This window comes from Collinsella sp. AM31-2AC (assembly GCF_003469285.1).
Classification (GTDB): Bacteria; Actinomycetota; Coriobacteriia; order Coriobacteriales; family Coriobacteriaceae; genus Collinsella; species Collinsella aerofaciens_AT.
The window spans coordinates 26828-47234 of the sequence record NZ_QSJB01000013.1 but is presented as its reverse complement, the minus strand read 5'-3'; the positions used below and the strand labels follow the sequence as shown (position 1 = coordinate 47234).

16 protein-coding genes are annotated in these 20407 nt (G+C 61.1%); 9 read left to right on the top strand and 7 right to left on the bottom strand.

Annotated elements, in window-relative coordinates:
- Positions 1 to 42 precede the first annotated feature (42 nt).
- The 5 genes from DW796_RS07405 to DW796_RS07385 all read right to left on the bottom strand — a co-directional run bounded on the left by DW796_RS07405 (position 43) and on the right by DW796_RS07385 (position 5705).
- Positions 43 to 807, bottom strand: a complete 765-nt coding sequence (locus tag DW796_RS07405) for an amino acid ABC transporter ATP-binding protein (protein ID WP_117840240.1) — start codon at positions 805 to 807, stop codon at positions 43 to 45.
- A 36-nt stretch (positions 808 to 843) separates the two neighbouring features.
- Positions 844 to 1677 (bottom strand): amino acid ABC transporter permease, encoded by an 834-nt coding sequence (locus DW796_RS07400; protein WP_118094725.1) that lies wholly within the window; start codon positions 1675 to 1677, stop codon positions 844 to 846.
- Positions 1674 to 2333 (bottom strand): amino acid ABC transporter permease, encoded by a 660-nt coding sequence (locus DW796_RS07395; RefSeq protein ID WP_022094657.1) that lies wholly within the window; start codon positions 2331 to 2333, stop codon positions 1674 to 1676. Before DW796_RS07395 ends, DW796_RS07400 begins: the two co-directional genes overlap by 4 nt.
- 138 nt (positions 2334 to 2471) lie before the next feature.
- A complete protein-coding gene (locus DW796_RS07390; protein WP_118094724.1) occupies positions 2472 to 3467 on the bottom strand; it encodes a glutamate ABC transporter substrate-binding protein in 996 nt (331 codons plus the stop codon).
- Positions 3468 to 3923: 456 nt separating this feature from the next.
- Entirely contained in the window at positions 3924 to 5705 is a 1782-nt protein-coding gene (locus tag DW796_RS07385) for a 1-deoxy-D-xylulose-5-phosphate synthase (protein ID WP_118094723.1), read from the bottom strand.
- A 228-nt stretch (positions 5706 to 5933) separates the two neighbouring features.
- Here DW796_RS07385 and DW796_RS07380 point away from each other — a divergent pair, with 228 nt between their 5' ends.
- The 9 genes from DW796_RS07380 (at position 5934) to DW796_RS07345 (ending at position 17063) form a co-directional block, all read left to right on the top strand.
- On the top strand, positions 5934 to 6470 hold the full coding sequence (locus tag DW796_RS07380; protein WP_118094722.1) for an HD domain-containing protein: 537 nt from the start codon (positions 5934 to 5936) through the stop codon (positions 6468 to 6470).
- 3 nt (positions 6471 to 6473) lie between these two features.
- Positions 6474 to 7493, top strand: a complete 1020-nt coding sequence (locus tag DW796_RS07375; RefSeq protein WP_233539703.1) for a putative ABC transporter permease — start codon at positions 6474 to 6476, stop codon at positions 7491 to 7493.
- A 59-nt stretch (positions 7494 to 7552) separates the two neighbouring features.
- A complete protein-coding gene (locus DW796_RS07370) occupies positions 7553 to 7666 on the top strand; it encodes a P-II family nitrogen regulator (RefSeq protein ID WP_233539702.1) in 114 nt (37 codons plus the stop codon).
- 87 nt (positions 7667 to 7753) lie between these two features.
- Positions 7754 to 8611 (top strand): HAD-IIB family hydrolase, encoded by an 858-nt coding sequence (locus tag DW796_RS07365; protein ID WP_118094721.1) that lies wholly within the window; start codon positions 7754 to 7756, stop codon positions 8609 to 8611.
- Between the two features lie 471 nt (positions 8612 to 9082).
- Entirely contained in the window at positions 9083 to 9208 is a 126-nt protein-coding gene (locus DW796_RS10745; RefSeq protein WP_255413239.1) for a hypothetical protein, read from the top strand.
- A 255-nt stretch (positions 9209 to 9463) separates the two neighbouring features.
- Complete coding sequence (locus DW796_RS07360) at positions 9464 to 10174, top strand: TetR/AcrR family transcriptional regulator (RefSeq protein WP_117584131.1); 711 nt, start codon at positions 9464 to 9466, stop codon at positions 10172 to 10174.
- An 11-nt stretch (positions 10175 to 10185) separates the two neighbouring features.
- Entirely contained in the window at positions 10186 to 14967 is a 4782-nt protein-coding gene (locus DW796_RS07355; RefSeq protein WP_118094720.1) for a 2-hydroxyacyl-CoA dehydratase, read from the top strand.
- A 416-nt stretch (positions 14968 to 15383) separates the two neighbouring features.
- A complete protein-coding gene (locus DW796_RS07350; RefSeq protein WP_118094719.1) occupies positions 15384 to 16343 on the top strand; it encodes a 3-hydroxyacyl-CoA dehydrogenase in 960 nt (319 codons plus the stop codon).
- A 369-nt stretch (positions 16344 to 16712) separates the two neighbouring features.
- A complete protein-coding gene (locus DW796_RS07345) occupies positions 16713 to 17063 on the top strand; it encodes a hypothetical protein (RefSeq protein WP_118094718.1) in 351 nt (116 codons plus the stop codon).
- A 125-nt stretch (positions 17064 to 17188) separates the two neighbouring features.
- Here DW796_RS07345 and DW796_RS07340 read toward each other — a convergent pair whose 3' ends face one another.
- Positions 17189 to 18328 carry a DUF389 domain-containing protein gene (locus tag DW796_RS07340; RefSeq protein ID WP_118094717.1) on the bottom strand — a complete coding sequence of 380 codons (1140 nt, stop codon included), beginning with the start codon at positions 18326 to 18328 and terminating at the stop codon, positions 17189 to 17191.
- 215 nt (positions 18329 to 18543) lie between these two features.
- Positions 18544 to 20247 carry an OPT/YSL family transporter gene (locus tag DW796_RS07335; RefSeq protein WP_118094716.1) on the bottom strand — a complete coding sequence of 568 codons (1704 nt, stop codon included), beginning with the start codon at positions 20245 to 20247 and terminating at the stop codon, positions 18544 to 18546.
- Positions 20248 to 20407 lie beyond the last annotated feature (160 nt).

The window sequence follows — 20407 nt, the reverse complement described above, 5'->3', positions numbered from 1 at the left end:
GGGCAAACGCTGCAGATGAATGTGTCCCGCGTGGCAATTGGGTTAGTGGCCCTTGATGGAGTTGAGGAAGTCCTGGGCGCGTTTAGTCTGGGGATGGTCGAAGAACTCGTCGGGCGTGCCGGTTTCCACGATCTGGCCATCGGCCATAAACACGACACGGTCGGCCACGCGGCGCGCAAAGTTCATCTCGTGCGTAATGACGATCATCGTCATGCCCTGCTGGGCCAGACGGACCATGACCTCGAGCACCTCGTTGATCATCTCGGGGTCAAGGGCGCTCGTGGGCTCATCGAAGAGCATGGCCTTGGGCTGCATGGCAAGCGAACGGGCGATGGCCACGCGTTGCTGCTGACCGCCCGAAAGCTGTGCGGGCACCTTGTCGGCCTGCTCGGCAACGCCAACGCGGCCCAGCAGGTCCATGGCACGCTCGCGGGCCTCATCCTTGGAGACGCCCAGCACGTCGACCGGTCCCAGCATGACGTTCTGCAGTACCGTCATATGTGCAAACAGGTTGAACTGTTGGAACACCATGCCCAGCTCGGCACGCATGCGGGCAAGATCCTTGCCTTCTTGCGGCAGGGGCTCGCCCTCGATGAGGATCTCGCCCGAGTCGATGGTTTCCAGGCGGTTGATGGTTCGGCACATGGTCGACTTGCCCGAGCCCGAGGGGCCGATCACGACGACGACTTCGCCGCGGTCGACCGAGAGATTGATGTCGTTGAGGACGTGCAGATCGCCATAGTGCTTATCGACGTGCTTGAGCTCGATCAGCGGCTGATTACCGGTAGAAGAAGTGCTCTGTGCCATGGTGCTCGGCTCCTTATGACTCGAAATGGTAAATCGTTAGCGAATGATGGTCGCGCCGGTCTTGTGCGAAACGTAGACAGCGGCCTTGTTGATTGCGACGTTGATGAGGATATAGATGATCGCGATCACCAGGTAGACCGACACGAGGGCGTCGTAGTTGGTAATGAGCACGCGGGCGTTTTGCATAAGGTCGGGGTAGCTCACCACGTAGGCGACGGTGGTGTCTTTGACGACGACCACAAGCTGCGAAATCAACGACGGAATGATAAACCGAATGGCCTGCGGCAGCACGATTTTAAAGGTGATTTTAGCCTTGGAGAGACCGAGCGCCTGGGCGGCCTCGACCTGGCCGCGCGGCACGGCATTGACGCCGGCGCGGAAGATCTCGGCGAGTACGCCGGCCGCGGCGAGCGCGACGGGAAGCGTGAGCATCCAAAACGACGGCAGCGCGATCTTGTACTGGGGCAGCACCAAAAAGAAGAAGTAGATGAACAGCAGGCTCGGCACGCCACGGAAGAAATCGGTGAGCACGCGGCAGACCAGCTGCAGCGGCTTGATGTCGCTGGTACGGCCGAGCATGAGGGCTAAGCCCAGTACCAGCGCGATGGTGCCGGCGGTGAGCGCGACCTTTACTGTGCCCTCAAAACCGGCAAGCAGGAACTTCCAGGTGGTGAGGTGCGTAAAGAAGTACCAGTAATGGACCGAAAGCTGGCCGGTCACATAAAAGCGCTGCAACACGAGGGCAACGAGTGCGGCGACGGCAACAAGCGAGATGGCGGTGCCGATGCGAATCTTGGCGCGCATCTTGGGGCCGGGAGCCTCGTAGAGCGCATCGCGCATGGTGAGCGCGGGAGAGGAGTGCTTGCTCATCGGAGGATCCTCACCTTCTTATCGATATAGTTGCCAATGTGGCTCACCACAAAGGCCGTGCCCAGGTAGCCGAGCGCCGAGATAAAGAACGCGGCGACGCCGCCGAGCGAGCGCGTGTTGATGTAGCTCACCACGCCGGTGAGCTCCTGCGGTTTAAGCGGCACCTGACTGCCGAGCGCGGTGGTGAGCATGACGGCGATAAAGAGGTTGGTCATGGGCAGCACGCTCGAGCGCAGCGCCTGCGGAATCACGATCTTGGCGAGGATACGGCTGAAGCTCATGCCCAGCGAGCGGGCGGCTTCCACCTGGCCGACACCGACGGTGTTGATGCCGCTCATAAAGTTCTCGGAGCCAAAGGCAGAACCCAAGAGCACTGTGGCGACGATGACGCAGGTGCGGTAGGGCAGGACGACCTTGAGCGGGGGCAGCGCATAGACGACGATAATGAGCAGCGCGATGCCGGGGATGTTACGGAAGACCTGGACATACAGGTCGCCAAAGACGCGCAGCGGCTTGAGCGGCGACACGCGCATCACGGTGACGGCGACGGCCAGCACCATGGCGATGGCAAACGACTCAAGCGTCATGCCCCAGGTTGCTAGCAGCGCGTCGATATAGTTCTGGCCATAGAGCGACCAGAGCTCGGAGAGACTCATGCGGACCTCCCGCCGGTAAGGAAAGGGGCTCCCGTGTGTACGGAAGCCCCGACAACTCAGTGAGGAAACAGTTTAGCGCAATAAAGCGCATCGTGCGTTTCCGTATGGTTTCGTAGCGGCCGTTACTAGGCTCGCTGCCTAGGCGCCGATCTCGGGCAGCTCGGGAACATTGGTGTCGCCCGTACGGTCACCGATGCAGATCTGCCACAGCTCGGTCCAGGTGCCGTCGTCCTCGATCTTCTTAAGGAAGTCGTTGACAAAGGCGACGCCGTCGGAATCGAGCGGCAGGCCGATACCATAGGGCTCCTTGCTGCCGAAGGGCTTGCCGGCGATCTTGTACTTACCGGGCTCGCGGACCAGGGCGCTCTGCTGCATGTTGTTATCGATGACGTAGGCGTCAACGCGGCCTTGCTGGAGTGCCTGGCGGGCCTCCTCGTCGGTCTTGAACTCCTGCTGGCTGGCCTTGGGGGCGAACTCCTCCAGGATGGCGGGGCCGTTGGAGCCGGACTGGACGGCGACGTTCTTGTCGGCCAGGTCGTCGACGCTCTTGATGTCGTCGTTATCGGCGAGCACCAGGATAGCCTGCTGGGTGTAGTAGTAGGGACCGGCAAAGGAGACGAGCTTCTTGCGCTCGTCAGTGATGGTGTAGGTGGCAAAGACGGCGTCGACCTGGCCGTTCTGCAGGACGGACTCGCGCGTGTCCGAGGTCACCTGGGTGATCTCGACCTTGTTCTCGCCCAGAATGTAGTTGGACAGAAGCTGCGCGATGCCGGCGTCGAAGCCGCGGGTCTGACCATCCTTCTCGTTGAGGAGGGAGAAGAGCGTGGAGGTCTGAACGCCACCGATCTTAAAGACGCCGGCGTCCTTGACGGCCGTCGCCCAGGCGCTGGCGGCGATGGCGTCGTCATCGGCCTTGGGGCCGTTGTCGACGAGCTTGTCGAATGCCTTGGCGTCGAGCGTGGTGGAAGCCTCGGTATCTTCGGAGCTCTTGGAGGAGCCGGCGGCGGAACCCTTGTCAGCCTCGGCGCTGGTGTCAGAGCAGCCGGCAAGACCAAGGCCGGCGACGGTTGCGAAGGTGGCGGCGACAAAGCCGCGGCGGTCGAGAACGACCTGCTGGGAGAGGTTCTTGCTCATGGGAGAACACCTTTCTCAATAAAATCCCTAGCGGTTGAGTAGAGTTATACCCTATCCCGCTCAGATGGGTCAACACGAAATAACTCAGAAACATACTTACCTTATGGGTTATTCTACCTACCAAATAGGGACAGGCACCTTTGTGGTGGTTCTTGCAGATGTGGTGGCCTGTCTCGCTGCTTTGTCTCAATCTGTAACAGTTAGACGAGGAAATGGGTTCTACCTGTTACAGATCGAGATTTTCTCTTTAGGGGAATTCGAATGTCTCAATCTGTAACATCTGGACGGCCAGAAGGTCTCTATCTGTTACAGATTGAGACAAAGGTCAGGGACTAAGACGTCTTTTCTAGATCTGTAACAGTTAGACGGGAATTCGGGCCATAGATGTTACAGATTGAGATAATTGAGCTGTGAAAACAAAAACCTCCGCATGGGTGCTTCCCTTGCGGAGGTTTTTTACTCGTTGAGTAGCCTTACGGCCTCGGCGGCCATGTTCTCGACCGTCATGCCGTTCTGAGCGAGCAGCTCGTTGGGGTCGTAGCGGTCGGGGAAGCCCTTGGCGATGCCGAAGGTGCGCGTGCGCACGGGCGTGCAGGCCAAGTAGCACGCGACGCGTTCGCCCCAACCGCCGTCCAAGATGCCGTCCTCGAGGGTGACGACAACGCGATGCTCGGCGGCAAGGCTGTCGAGGAACTCGCGGTCAAGCTCGGTTGCAAAGCGAGGGTTGACGAGCGTGGCCTCGATGCCGCACTCGGCAGCCAAGCGATTTGCCACGCGCTCGCCCAGCTCAAAGAAATCGCCGAGCGCGAGCACGGCCACGTCGCGGCCCTGGCGCACCACGTTGTAGCGAACGGCGCTGTAGTCGGTGTCTTCGGCAGGCGCCAGGTCGGGGCGGCTTACCAGGCCAATGCCCGGTACACGGATCGCTACGGGATGCTCGCGGTGGTCGAGCGACCAGCTCAGCATGGACAGATATTCCTCCATGCAGGCCGGCGCCAAGTAGTGCATGTTGGGAAGACCGCCCAGCATGGAAATATCAAAGAACGAGAGATGCGTCTCGGATGTGGTGCCAAAGATCGACGCGCCAAATACCAGGATGGTTGCGGGGGCGTCGTTGAGGCACAGGTCGTGCCACAGTTCGTCGTAGGCACGCTGCAAAAACGTGCCGTACACACCAAAGACCGGCTTGGCGCCCGAGCGCGCAAGCGCGGTGGCAAAGGTCACGGCATGCTCCTCGGCAATGCCCACATCGACGAACTGTTTGCCGGCTGCGGCGCGAAGCTCTGGTGTAAAGCCCATGATATAGGGCGTTGCGGCCGTGATGCCCACGACCTGCGGATCGCGCTCTATGGCAGCGCTCAGGGCCTCGCCCGTAATGTCGGCATAGGTGCGCGGCGCAGGCTCGCTCGGATGGCCCGGGCAGAGCTTGCGCCCAGTCGCCATGTCAAACGGGCCTACATGATGCCAGCGCTCGGGGTCGCTCTGGGCCGGCTCAAAGCCCTTGCCCTTCGCGGTGGAGACGTGCAGCACGATGGGATGATCGATATCGCGCAGTTCCTGCAGCACGTCGACTAGGGCCAACACATCGTTACCGGCGTCCAGATAGCGGTAGTCGAGCCCCATCGCGCGGAAAACGTTGCGCTCACAGGTGCCGTTGCTGGCGCGCAGCTCGGCCAGATTGCGATACAGGCCGCCATGGTTCTCGGCAATGGACTGGTCGTTATCGTTGACGATGATGATCAGGTTGCTGTCGAGCTCGGCGGCATTGTTAAAGCCCTCAAACGCCAGACCGCCCGAAAGCGAACCGTCGCCAATGATGGTGATGACGTTGTACGCATCACCCGCCAGGTCACGAGCGTGCGCCAAGCCGCAGCCCAGGCTCACCGATGTGGAGGTGTGGCCCATGGCGAACAGGTCGTGTTCGGACTCGTCGGGATTGGCAAAGCCAGAGGCCTCGCCGTAGCGTGCCGGGTCGATATAAGTGTACGCGCGCCCAGTCAGCGCCTTGTGGGCATAGGTCTGGTGCGACACGTCAAAGACAATTTTGTCGGTGGGGGAGTTAAACACGCGATGAAGCGCAACCGTAAGCTCAACGACGCCCAGGTTGGGGGCAACGTGCCCGCCGACGGCGGCGGAGCTTTCGAGGATGGCGTGGCGGATCTCGCCGCAGAGCAGCGGAAGCTCGGCGCGATCGAGAGCCTTGACGTCCTCGGGCGTTGTCGTTTGCGTAAGCAGCATCGTTGTGGGTTACTCCATGCGAATCGTGCGCCGGCACTCCCTCGGCCGGCACAATTGCACAAGACAGTCTCGCACATTTTGGCGTTTGATATGTGACGGCGGCGCGGTAATTCGCCAACTGGTGGGGCAAAACGTTTTGTCCGATGCCATACTGATAAGTTCCATGATGATTTTATTCATTGCGTGCAGGCTGTGGCTTGCCGCCGAGCGCCGCCGGAAGGAGGCCGCATGTCCGATACCGTTCGTGCCGAGAAAATCGCGTGCGAAGTAGACCATGCTGCCCGTCAACTGGCACAGGCGGGCCGTCTGGACCTGACGCGCGAGTTTATCCAGCATGGCGATGTGACGGTGTATACGCATGTGACCTCGGTGGCGCGGGCAAGTCTGTCCTTTGCCGAGCGCCTGGGCCGCGTCGGTATCTCCGTCGACCGCTTGTCGCTGCTGCGCGGGGCCCTGCTGCACGATTACTTTCTCTATGACTGGCACGATCCCGACCCAAGCCATCGACTGCATGGCTTTCGGCATCCGTTTTTTGCCCTGGCGCGTGCCGAAGAGGATTTTGAGCTGACGTCGCGCGAGCGGAATATCATCGCGCGCCATATGTTTCCGCTGGTACCGGTGCCGCCGACGTGTCGCGAGGCATGGATTGTGTGCCTGGCGGATAAATGGTGCGCGCTGCGCGAGACGATTGCCGGCCGTCTGCCGCGCAAAGACAGGGCGGACGATGACGTGAGCAGCGAATCGAACGAAAAGAGGAGAGGGTAGACGGTGGGAACCGCGATCGACATGGCATTTGACGGCGCGACGCTTGCCGCCTGTCCGCTCTCGGCGCTGGTACTCTCGTTTGCCTTCTACGGTTTTTGCGGCTGGGTATGGGAGTCGACAGTCTGCGCCATGCTCAACCACGGACGCTTTGCCAACAGCGGCTTTTTGCTAGGGCCGTGTTGTCCCATCTACGGTGCGGGCGGCATCGCGTGCTGGTTGCTGCTGCGTGGAATCCCAGACGCCTCGAGCCAGTTTGTCGCTGCCGCGCTCGTATGCAGCGTGATCGAATATAGTGTGGGCGTGCTGTTGGAAAAAACGACGGGTGCCCGGTTTTGGGATTACTCGCATCTGCCGTTTAACCTGCACGGACGCATCTGCCTGTACTGGGCCTGCGCGTTTGGCTTGGGTGCGTTGTGTATTTGCCGTTTAGTGGAGCCGGCATTGCTGGGGCTGCTTGGCCATCTGCCGGTGCTGATTGTGCGGCTGTCCGCCTTTATCGTCGCGGTCGCGATGATGGTCGATGCGGTGTGCTCGTTGGCCAGCTGGCGCCGCCTGTCCGATCAGCTTGAGCGTGTGCGTGCCGACCTTGCCGACCGCATCAATGAGTCGCTTGCCGACGCCTCCGACTCTATGCTCGAACGTATTCCCAATTCGGCGATCGACTCGGTGGCGCAGACGCATATCCGCGGTCGCGCCGTTAACGCTTGGCTGGCCGAGCTGGGCGACGCGGCGCTCGATGCCCTGCGCGAGAAGGCTTCGATGCCGACGTTTATCTCGGATGGTGCTCGCGGCCTGGCGCTCGCTGCCCGCCGCGTTGCCGATGTCGCGCCGAGCATGCCGCGTCCGTCGCTCAGTCGTCGCCTTGCCGGCAAGCGCATGAGCCGTCCGGTGCCGAGTGTGTCGCTCAGCCGTCGTGACCTGCGCTTCTTTAACGCCTTCCCGCGTCTGCGCATCAATCGCTACGAAGGCGTCATCCGAGCTACCGACCTCCGCGACCGAGCCCGCGAGCTGTTCCGGCGCTAGCTGGGACGGGCGCGCTCACGGCTCCCTTGCTTGCGTATTTCCTGTTGGTTTCGCGTCCGTTGCCGCTCCGTTTCCAAGATTACGGCACCGTTGGAGATGGCACGATCTGGGTCGAGCCGGTCGAAGAAGTCATCCGCATCCGCACCGGCGAGCACGGCCCCGCCGCGGTGTAGGACAATCTTTCGCCTGACGGGCGTGCCTCTCTTGGGGCACGCCCGTTCTCGTCTACAATATCGTGCAGACGAAGGAGAGGCACGCTCATGATCAAGATGTTCGCGAGTGATTTAGACGGAACGCTGCTGAACGCACTGCATGAGGCGGATGGGACCATCCGCCGTGCCATCCGCGAGCTGACCGGGGCTGGCTTGCATGTGGTTCCCGCGACTGGACGCTCGACGTTGCCGATCGGCGAGCATGGCTTTACGGGCCTGGCGCTTGACGCCTGCTGCTCCAATGGGTCCATCGTGCGCGACAGCCATGGTGAGGTGCTCAAGACCTGGACCATCGATCCGCAAGTCACTGAGGAACTGCTCAAGGCGTTTCCGGACATTTGCTTTGATTGCTCCACGCCCGATGGCATGTACTCGAGCGGTTCGTTCGAGATGCATCAGGCGGGCTTTAAAAAAGACAGTCCTATCAAGCGCATCGTGATGCGTGGCATGCGTGCGCGTGGCGGGTATCACGAGGAACAGTATTTCGACCAGTCGATTGGTGACATCCTGCGCCACGATGTGTGCAAGATCAACTGCCGTGTGACCTCGCCCGAGTTGGAGCGTGACCTTAAGGCATATCTTGCCGAGCGCTCGGACCATGTGGTCAACGCGCCGTTCGATCCGGTGATGTTCGAGATCACGGACGTGGCATGCAACAAGGGCGAGAGCGTGGCCTGGCTGGCGGGCTACTACGGTATTGCCGAGGACGAGGTCGCGGTCTATGGAGACGGCGGCAACGACATCGCCATGCTCAAGCGTTTCCGCCACAGCTACGCGACCAAAAACGGCAGCGATGCAGCCAAGGTCGCCGCGAGCGCAACTATCGGCAGCTGCATGGTCCACGCCGTCCCCAAACACATGCTCGCCACCATGCGCACGCAGAACTCCCGCACCATCATCGAATAATGTGACAAAGGGACTGTCCCTTTGTCACATGGGAGATACCGGCTTTTGGCGTATAGGACTATTACGCTTTCGCCACCAACAAATTTCGAGTTATTCGGCCTGTCGGAGGACGTTAAATGGCTAAAGATGCCCTCTCGGGAACATTCATGCCTCTAATGGTGTTTGATTCGGTGACGTAAGTGCGCAAATGGGCATGTATACGCTCAAATAAGGACAAAAACCCTCAGATAATCCCGGCGGTGCATTTATACAGAACCAGTAGCGTGGCCGAATAACTCGAAAAATGTAGGTGGCAGTTCGGCGACAAGCTCGGGTATGGCAAAGGAACTGTTCCTTCGCCATACCCGAGCTCCGATCTTCTGAAATACGAACAAACATTCGCATATCTAACTGCGCTTTGATAGAATCGGTATCGTTGACGGCAGTTCCATGTGCCGGGCAGCGCCCTCCATCTGATGGGAGGTGATGCCCATGACCGATTTGATTGATTTCGTGAAGCTCCTGACCGCTTTGGTCTCGCTCCTCACGACGCTTATCGGACTTTCCGAGGCACTCAAGCAACGTTCGAAGCAACGTAAGAGGGGTCGCCGCCGTTAAGACGTTGACCCCCTAAAACAAGCAACGGCGCTGCCCAGCTTTCCAGAACTTGGGCTGCCGTCGACACTATTCTACCCACGAATGACATTTTGGACAATCGACAATGCCGCTTCTAAAAGCTGAGCGCAACCTAATGTGACAAAGGGACTGTCCCTTTGTCACAACCCAAATATTGCCTTTACGTGTTGATGCACACGGTGTGCAATAATACTCGCACTGTGCAATAGCGCACAGGCTGAGTAACAAGGAGGACGCTTGTCCCAGCTCGAGAAATGCGATCGCCGGTCCCTTCGCTCGCAGCGTGCCCTTCGCCAGGCACTTGCCAGCGAGCTTGCCGAAAGCGGCGACCTTTCGCGCATTAATGTCGCGTCGCTCACCGAGCGTGCTGGCCTTACGCGCCGCACGTTCTATTCGCACTATCGCGATATTCCCGACTTTATCAATCAAATCGAGGACGGCTTGCTGGCCGAGATCCGTGAGCGCATTGAGCTCATCACCGCAGCTCAGCTGCCCGATCTCTATCACAACATCGATGAGCTCGAGCCGGCGCCCGGTTCGGTTGAGCTGCTGCGTTATCTTGCGGCCAACCGCGACTTAATCGGTGCGCTGCTGGGTCCGGGCGGCGACCAGGCCTTCATTAAAAGGATTATCGACACCGCGCGTGAGGCTGTGGTGCCGCGTGCGCAGACGGGCATTTTGGGCCTGGCGCTGGGCACGTTCTTTGACTACTACGTCACCTACGTCGTGAGCGCCGAGGTCGGCATGATTCAGCGCTGGTTTGAGCGTGGGCTCACCGAATCGCCCGAGGCCATGGCGCGCATTATGACGGTGCTCGCTTTTGTGCGCCCCGGCGACCTGTATGGCCAACCCATCGATATCAACGTGCCGGAATACGGCATGAAGCTATTGAACTTGCAGCTCGAGGACGCGGTCGACACCGCCGCAACCGTCGAGTCCAACAACTAAGAGGAGAGACAATGAGCAAACTCGTCGAGGGCATTAAGGACCGCATGGTCGCTGCCGCACGCGAGGCCGCGCCCGCCGTGGTGGACGCCGCGCAGAAGGCCGCGACCGCGGCAGCCGAGAAAGTTGCCGAGGCAGTTGCCGATGCCAAGAACGCGGCAGGGGAGGCGTCCGTCACTGGCGAGCCCGCTACCGCCGCTGAGCCCGTAGCCGCCGCCCACGCCCCCGAAGGCGCGATCTTCAACCCCGAGAACGCTCGTGGCAACCTGCACCTGGGCATCGACGTGGGTTCCACTACCGTTAAGCTCGCCGTGCTCAACGACGACAACCAGATCGTCTACGCCAAGTACCAGCGCCATCACACCGACGTCCGTGCCTGCGCCCGCGACCTGTTCGAGGGTGCCGCGACCGTGCTGCCGACGGCCCAGATGACCTGCGCCATTACCGGCTCGGGCGGCCTGCTGCTGTCCCAGTGGCTCGACCTGGAGTTTGTCCAGGAGGTCATCGCCAGCAAACGCGCCGTCGAGACCCTTATCCCGGCCACCGATGTCGCCATCGAGCTGGGCGGCGAGGACGCCAAGATCATCTACTTCGACAACGGCATCGAGCAGCGCATGAACGGCACCTGCGCCGGCGGCACGGGCGCGTTCATCGATCAGATGGCAACCCTGCTGCACACCGACGCGAGCGGCCTCAACAAGCTCGCGGCCAACGCCACCACCATCTATCCCATCGCCAGCCGCTGCGGCGTTTTTGCCAAGACCGACGTGCAGCCGCTGCTCAACGAAGGTGCCCGCCCCGAGGACGTGGCTGCCTCCATCTTCCAGGCCGTTGTGACCCAGACCATCTCGGGTCTGGCGTGCGGTCGCCCCATCCGTGGCAACGTTGCCTTCCTGGGCGGCCCGCTGCAGTACCTCTCCGAGCTGCGCCATCGCTTCTACCTCACGCTCAACCTGGACGAGGAGCACCGTATCGTGCCCCAAAACGCCCACCTGTTTGTGGCGAGCGGCGCCGCCATGGCGCACGAGTCCAACAAGCTCAGCACGTTCCCGCAGCTCATCGAGGCTATCGACAGCCTGGGCGACACACAGGGTGCCGAGGTCGAGCGCCTGGATCCGCTCTTTGCCACCGACGAGGACTTTGCCGAGTTCAAGGGTCGCCACGACCAAGAAGTCGTCCCCAAGGGCAAGCTCGACGGCTACACCGGCCGCGTGTTCATTGGCATCGACGCCGGTTCTACCACCATGAAGGCCGCGCTCGTGGGCGAGGACGGCCAGCTGTTGCACACCTGGTACGGCAACAACAACGGCGACATCCTGGGCACGGCCAAGGTCATCATGGCCGATTTCTACAACCACATCCCCGCCGGCTGCACCATCGGTCACGTGACCACCACGGGTTACGGCGAGGCGCTGCTCATCGAGGCTCTCAAGGCCGATTCCGGCGAGATCGAGACTGTCGCGCACCTGCGCGGCGCCAAGGCGTTCCTGCCCGGCGTCGAGTTCATTCTGGACATTGGCGGCCAGGACATGAAGTGCCTGCGCGTCAAGGACGGCGTCATCGAGCACATCATGCTCAACGAGGCCTGCTCGTCGGGCTGCGGCAGCTTTATCGAGAGCTTTGCCGTCTCTATGAACATGGATGTGCGCGCGTTCGCCGACGCCGCCATTCATGCCAAGGCCCCGGTCGACCTGGGCAGTCGCTGCACGGTCTTTATGAACTCGCGCGTCAAGCAAGCGCAAAAGGAAGGCGCCACGGTGGGCGACATCGCGGCCGGCCTGTCCTATTCCGTCATCAAGAATGCCCTGTTCAAGGTCATTAAGCTGCGCGATCCCAAGGAGATCGGCAGCCAGGTGATCGTCCAGGGCGGTACCTTTATGTCCGATGCCACGCTGCGCGCGTTTGAGCAGCTCACGGGCGTTCATGCCGTGCGCCCCGACATCGCCGGCTGCATGGGCGCCTACGGTGCGGCCCTGCTCGCCCGCGATCGCGCCGGCGCCGACGGCACCTCGACCATCCTTTCGGCCGAGGATATCGCGCACCTCACCGTGACGCAAAAGCATGTCCGCTGCGGCCGTTGCTCTAACAACTGCCAGCTTACCGTCAACGACTTTGGCGGCGGCAGGCGCTTTATCACCGGCAACCGCTGCGAGAAGGGCGCCGGCCACAAAAAGCAGAAGACCGAGGCCCCCAACCTCTTCAAAAAGAAAAACGAGTTGCTGTTTAACCGCGAGGTGCTGAGCCCCGACGAGGCCCCGCGCGGCACCGTCGGCATTCCGCGCGCGCTCAACATGTACGAGAACTACCCCTTCTGGCACGCGTTCTTTACGCGTCTGGGCTTTAGCGTGCAGCTGTCCGACCAGTCGAGCAAGAAGACCTACCAGGCGGGCATCGAGTCCATGCCGTCCGAGAGCGTGTGCTATCCGGCCAAGATGAGCCACGGCCATGTGATGAACCTTATCGACCGCGATGTCGACTTTATCTGGATGCCGTGCGTGCGCTGGGAGCGCAAGGAGGATCCGACCGCCGGCAACTGTTACAACTGCCCCATCGTCATGAGCTACCCCACGGCGTTGGCGCTCAATATTGACGAGATCCGCGAGCAGAACATCGAGTTCCTATACCCGTTTGTGCCCTATCACGACAAGACCGAGCTCAAGCGCCGCCTGTATCAGGTGCTCGCCGTCGACCGTGTGGCCGATGCCGAGGCTGGTCGCGGTCGCGTGCGTGGGCCCAAGATCACGCGCTCCGAGGTCGATGCCGCTGTCAACGCCGCCTTTGAGGCCGATGCGCGTTTCCACGAGGACATCCAGACCATGGGCGAGGAGGCTCTTAAGTGGGTCGAGGACCACGGCGGTCACGGCATCGTGCTCGCCGGTCGTCCCTACCATAACGACCCCGAGATCAACCACGCCCTGCCCGAGCTTATCTCGAGCTTTGGCTTTGCGGTCTTTACCGAGGATTCGCTCGCGCATCTGGTAAAGCCCGAGCGTCCGATTCGCGTCGTCGACCAGTGGATGTACCACAGTCGCCTGTACGCCGTCGCCCGTTTTGTGACGATGCGCAACGACCTGGACCTGATCCAGCTCAATTCCTTCGGCTGCGGCCTCGATGCCTTGACCACCGATCAGGTGCAGGAGATCCTGGAGGCCAGTGGCAAGATCTACACCGTGCTCAAGATCGACGAGGTGTCCAACCTGGGCGCCGCGCGCATTCGCATCCGCTCGCTCATGGCGGCACTCAAGGACCAGGAGGCCGAGCGCTTTGCCGAGGCCACGGCTGCGGGCAAGGTCTTTGAGCAGGGCGACGCTGCGCCGGTGGCGCCCTCCACGGATGCCCCCGCGTTCGCGAGCCGCAAGTACACGTTCGAGGCACAGCGTGAGAGCGCCTCGACCGCATGGCCCAAGGTGCCCTTTACCGAGCAGATGCGCGACGAGGGCTATACCATCCTGTGCCCGCAGATGGCGCCGATCCACTTTGACCTGGTCAAAGAGGTGTTCCGCGGTGCCGGCTACAACTTGGAGCTGCTGCCCTCGACCGACCACGATGCCGTCGAGGCTGGCCTGCGCTATGTGAACAATGACATTTGCTACCCGTCGATTCTGGTGACGGGCCAGATTATGGAGGCCATCGAGAGCGGTCGGTACGACCTGTCCAAGACCGCCGTGGTCATCAGCCAGACCGGCGGCGGCTGCCGTGCCACCAACTACATCGCGCTCATCCGCAAGGCCCTGCGCGAGAGCGGCCACCCCGAGATCCCCGTGATCTCGCTTTCGGCCGTGGCGCTGGGCGAGGACAACCCCGGCTTTAAACTGACGCCGGCGCTGCTTAAGCAGGCAGTCTACGCGGTGCTCTTTGGCGACGTGATGATGCAGATGCTCTACCGCTGCCGCCCGTACGAGGCCACGCCTGGTGCCGCCAACACGCTCTATGAAGAGTACATGGCGCGTGCCCGCAAGTTGGCGCCCAAGTTCAACCGCCACAACTACACCAAGCTGTGCCGCGAGGCCATCCGCGCGTTCGACACCATGCCGCTCGTGGGCGAGGGCACCAAGCCGCGCGTGGGCGTGGTCGGTGAGATCTTGGTCAAGTTCCATCCAACGGCTAACAACCACGTGGTCGATGTCATTGAGCGCGAGGGCTGCGAGGCCGTGGTGCCGGGCCTGCTCGACTTCTTCCTCTACTCCATGAGCAACGCCGAGCTGCAGAAAGACGAGCTGGGAAGCTCTGCTACTACGCGCGCGGGCATGCAAGCGCTCATCAAGCTCGTGGACTGGATGCGCACGCCGGTGGAGGAGATGCTCGAGAAGTCTCGCCGCTTTGAGGCGCCCGAGCGCATCGGCACCATGGCCGACAAGGCCCGCACGGTGCTTTCGGTGTGCAACAACATGGGCGAAGGCTGGCTGCTCACGGCCGAGATGCTCGACCTCATCGACCACGGCGCGCCCAACATCATCTGCACGCAGCCCTTTGCGTGCCTGCCCAACCACGTGGTGGGTAAGGCCGTGATCAAGGAGCTGCGCCGCCAGCACCCCGAGAGCAACATTGTCGCGGTGGACTACGACCCCGGTGCGTCCGAGGTCAACCAGCTCAACCGCATTAAGCTCATGATCAGCGTGGCCAAGGAAAACATGCGCGCCGGCAAGGGCTTTAAGCTCGAGAAGGTGGCGCCGCTCGCGATGGACGAGGTCACCGGCCAGATGCGCGCCCACGACGGCTGCGTGAGCTGCGAGCCGGCCAGCGAGGAAGCCGTTGCGTCGGTCGCCGAGCGTCTGGGACGCGGCATTAAGAAGTAGCTTGCCCGCTATGGGCTAGATATGAGACAAACGGGTGGCAGCCGTGCCGGCTACCACCCGTTTTTGCTGGACATATGTTGCGTAAACGCCCCAACTATCACCCTTTGCGAACTTAGATTTCGGAAGTATGCGGCAAAATCTGAATAGGCCGAGCACACCGGATATGTCAAAGCTCTGTACCTGCGGTTTTATTGGCGAAAAATCAGGACGTGCTCAAGAGTTTCGGAATTTGCCGCATACTTCCGAAAACGACGTCTCGGTGGCACCAAAAACTGCCCTCGGAACCCTGAGATAATGAACATATGTAGCCGTTTGCCGCGAAATACCGCCCGTTTATAGAACCCACCCCCAGCGCGCGTCATCCTTACGTTTGAATTAATACACATCTATGGAATTACGTAAGAGAGGATCGTCCCATGAGCTACAAGACCGTTTGTGTTGCCGGCGGCGGCGTGTTGGGAAGCCAGATTGCCTTTCAGGCTGCCTACTGCGGCTTTGATGTAACGATTTGGCTGCGCAGCGAGGGCAGCATCGGCCGCACCCAGCCCAAGATCGATCACGTGCGCAAGGAGTACATCGCGGCAATCGAGGGCATGGCGGACGGTACGGGCGAGTGGTGCGCCGGTATTGCCGATAGCGGCCAGCCCTTCGACAAGGAAGCGGCGCTCGCCGCCGTCGAGCGTGCCTACTCCACACTCAAGCTGGAGCTCGATCTTGCCAAGGCCGTGGCCGACGCCGACCTGGTCATCGAGTCTATGGCCGAGGACACCCAGGCAAAGATCGGCTTCTACAAGAAGCTCGCCCCGGCTCTTCCGCAAAAGACCGTCATCGTGACCAACTCATCCACGCTGCTGCCGAGCACCTTTGCCAAGTACACCGGCCGCCCCGAGAAGTACCTGTCGCTGCACTTTGCCAACTCTATCTGGAAGAACAACATGACCGAGGTCATGGCACAGGACCAAACCGACAAGCGCTACTTCGACGAGCTCGTCGACTTTGCCAACGACATCCGCATGCTTGCCCTGCCCGTCAACAAGGAAAAGAACGGCTACCTGCTCAATTCCATGTTGGTGCCGTGGCTGCTTTCGGGCCTTGACCTGTATGTCTCGGGTGTGAGTGACCCCAAGAGCATCGACCTCGCGTGGACGCGCGGCACCGGCGCTCCCAAGGGCCCGTTCCGTGTATTCGACACGGTGGGTATCCAGACGGCCTACAACATCGTCATGCAGTACCAAAAGGTCCCGGGCTTGGTGAGCCCGCTGCTCAAAAAGATGATGATGCCCTACAACTTTAAGGCCATGGCCTCCGTCCTCAAGCAGATGCTCGACGAAGGTAAGCTGGGCGAAAGCTCGGGCGAGGGCTTCTTTACGTACTAAAAATGATCTCTTGGGGGCGGAAGCGTTGAGGATCTACGGTAGTATGCGACAAGATCTGAATAGGTCGAGCAAGAGCTGTAGCGCGCGTTGACGTTTGCCCAATAGAACGCAAAAATGCACCGTTCGCCGATAATCCTCTCGCGAGTGGTTGCCATATGGTTTGATGTTGGAAACATATGATTGCCGACAGGCCGTAGGTGACATTCGCCATGATATCGGAGGTACCAAGTATGTTTCGTGCTCCGTTAAACAAGTATCGGGCTGGTTAATATGGGCCGCCGTACTATCTCGATAACCCTTGCAGTGGTTTGCCTAGCTGTGCTCCTGGGCGCTATAGGGCAGTTCGCTATAAGTCGAGAAACATCCTATATGCAGGAATGTGCTTCCGAAGGCTTTGCCATTGACGGTTACTATCGGGATGACGAAACAAGTCGGGAAACCCTGGCTTTTCTTGAGGAGGACAACTGTCGATGGCAGCTGGTCGACCAAGACGGAATCTGCACAGACGGGCAGTTTAAGCGTACGGATGACCCCAACATCCTGATATTAAAGAAGGAAAACGGCGAAGAATTCGGTACGGTCCACGTGGCGTATATTTCGCGCCGACGCGATCAGGGCTTGCTCTACCTATTTAGAGATACCAAGGTGACCCGTTTTTATCTGGTGAGCACCGATCCGGCGTTTATGGTGGAGTCAGGCGATGTCGATGTGGACAGTTGATTCACGGCAATAAATCAGCGAGCGGGGCGCGGCCATGGACCGCGCCCCGCTATTTGCTCGTGGCCCGCGTCACGTCTGCGCCATGTCGTGACTCGCGGCTGCGCGCATCCATCCCACGTCGCGTATTACTGCACATCAAACTCCACGCGATCGAGCTCGGGCACATTGAGGTCGATGAGCTTGCGGGCTACACGGCGGTCGTGTGCCCCAAGCGCCTCGCTTGTCGTCACATGGGCGACAACCTCGCGCTCGACAAGGCCCTCCTCCTCGCCTTCGGTGGCCGAGGTCTCGACGGCAACGTTGTAATCCTTAAAGCCCGGCAGCACCGCGGCAAGCTCGCGCGTGGTTTCGGTGACGCCGTAACCGTCCTGCACGCCGGCCTGCGCCGAGCCAATAGACCCCGCCGTCATAACGATGCAGGGGATGGCAAAGATCACCGTGCCCACGATGATGCGGCGGCGCACCTTGTGTGACAGCTCATCGACCTCGGCGTTTTCCTCGGCGGTCACAATGCCGTCGCCGTTGAGGTCACGCTTGAGCGGCACGCGCAAAAGAAGCAGCACGGCTTCGGCAGCCAGTGCGATAAAGACCACGTTGATGCCAAACTCGTAGAGGGCTGAAAGAAACAGCGACCCGCTCGCGATGGCGATGCCATAGCCCGCCGCGCACAGGGGCGGCATGAGCGCGGTCGCCACGGCCACGCCGGCGATGAGCGTGGCGGGTTCCTGGTCGCGCGAGTTGCCCAGTCCGCCCGCAAAGCCGCCCGCGAGCGCGACGGCAAGGTCCCACACAGTCGGTGTCGAGTTGTCGATGATGGCGGCCGTGGTGGTGCCAAGGGGCGAGAGCTTAAAGTACAGCGTGGACGTGATTAGACAAAAGACCATCTGCAGCGCGAGGCCGGCAATTGCCTCGACGGCAATCTCGCGGTCGAGCGTGGCGATGCCGTATGCCATGGCAAGGACCGAGCCCATGAGCGGACAGATGAGCATGGCGCCCACGATGGCAATGTCCGAGTCGATATCGAGGCCGATGCTCGCGATCAACATGGCAATGATCAGGATGCATAAGTGCGAGCCAGTCAGGCGCGCCCCGTTTACAAAGCGCTTGCGAATCACGTGATAGGGCGCGCGTCCCTCGCGAATGTTGAACGCCTGCTTAAGGAAACGGGTAGCATTCTCCATGGCCTCGCTGTGTGCAGGGCGTATACCGTGACGACGATGATGACGCTCGCGCAGCCGCTTGATCTGTTGTTTGTCGAGTTCCATGCTTACCTCGTTTAGCTTCTGAGCCGCTTCTTGCGTCTGCCGTCTTTACTCTACACCGCGTTAGGCGAGGTGTCAGACAAGGTTTGTTGACCTGGAAGTCAGGACAATCGACATGGCTAAAACGCCGTGAGGATCATAAGAGTCAAATAGACAAAAAAGCGCGGGGCCGGTTTGATTCCGACCCCGCGCTCTGCGCTGGTGCGTTGTTGTTCGGTCTACCCCAGCAGGCTCAGACCAACAGAGACAAACGCCAGGATAACGCCGACGATGGACTCGCCGCCGAGCAGGCCGCTGGCGACGACCAGGCCCTGCTCCTGGAAGGCGGCATCCTTGGAGGCCTTCTCCTCGTCCGAAAGACCGGCAGCGGCGTCGCGGTGAGCGGCCCACTTGTCGTAGGCGAGCTTGACGCAGGAGCCCAGGAAGGCCGTGAGCGACATGTAGAACGGCAGGTACACGCCCAGGCCGATCATCATGGCCGGAATGCCGAGCCAGTACATGACGATGCCGGCGATAAAGCCGCCTGCGAACCACGGCACGCTCGGGATGCCCGAGACCATGGTGGCGACGACGCTTGCCTGCGCGGCCACAAAGCTCTTGTCGGGGCCGAAAGCATCCGGACCATAGGCGGTGACGAGCGCGACCATGACGGCAGCGGCGACCAGGGCGCCCACGATGCCGCCGATGGCCTGGCCGATCCACTGCGCACGCGGGTTGGTGCCCAGCACGGCGCCGGCCTTAAAGTCGTTCATGACGTCGCCCGCAAGGCCGCATGCCACGGCCACGATGCCGGCGATAAAGAACAGCTTGACCTGGGCGATCTGTGCGAAGGCAGCCACGATGAGCATGACGATGAGGCCGAAGATCTCCATGGGGTCGATGCCCGTCTGGCCGCAGCTCTGCGCGCTCATGATGGTGGTGACAAAGGTGAACAGCGTGACGATGACGGCCGGGACGGGGCCAAGGTCGAGCGCGATGGCGACGATCACGGCGATGGCGGCAGTACCCAGGCCGATGATGCCGGCGTCGAGCTTAAGCGAGCCCGAGATGAGCGACTGCTCGTCGGTGTCGCTGGAGCTGTCGGCGGCGAGGCCGCGGGCGATGCCGGCGACCTGCGGCAGGATGTCCTTGAGGACGACGGCGACGCCAAAGCCCATCATGAGGCCCATGCCCAGGGACTTGACGATGCCCTGCGCGGTCACAATATCGAACAGACCGGCAGCGGTGCCGCCCACGATGATGCCAAAGTTGCCCAGCAGGGCGCCGGCAAACCAGAAGGCGACCGGGGCGAAGCCCACGAGGAAGCCGACGGAGAGCAGCATGGGCGAGTTGTAGATGCCAAAGGTCACGCCGGGGATGTTGAGCGTGCATAGCATGCTGGGCACCACGCCCAGAGCGTCGCGAAGCACGCTGTAGATGCCTGCGATGGCCATAGAGCCAAAGAGCTGCTTGCCGGTCTTGCCGCCGGCCTCGGTGGCGCGCAGGGTCTGAGCTGCGGCGTTGCCGGTGGGGAACTCCAACGCGGCGTCTACGATAAAGTGGCGGTGGATGAGTGCCGTGGCCAACAGGCCCAGGATAGTGCCGGCGAGTGCCACGATAAACATGTCGAGCCAGCTGATCTGGTTGGCATAGCCCAGCATCCAGGCGCCCGGGATGGTAAACGCCAGACCGCCGGCGACCATGGCGCCTGCGGACATGATGGTGTGGGTGACGTTTGCCTCGTTGAGGCTGGCGTTGCCCATGAGCTTAAGGAAGAACAGCGAGATGACGGCAGCGAAGACGATTGGCCAGGGGAGTGCGCCCATCTTGAGGGCGGTGTAGGCCGAGCTTGCCGTGATGATCACGCAGCCAAGGACGCCGATGACGACGCCGCGCAGCGTGAGTTGCCCGCGCATCGAAGCGCGGTTCGAGGGATTGCTCATATAAAACTCCTTTGCGTATATCCGCTTCCCCCGGGAGCGCCGTTACGGATACGGCGCGGGAAGTCGGGTTACCAAGGGCCGCCGCGTGAGCTCGCAAACGACCGCGCACCAGTATAGCCGCAAGCTAGTCATTTTGGGATGACTGGTTTAGGTAGGCGAT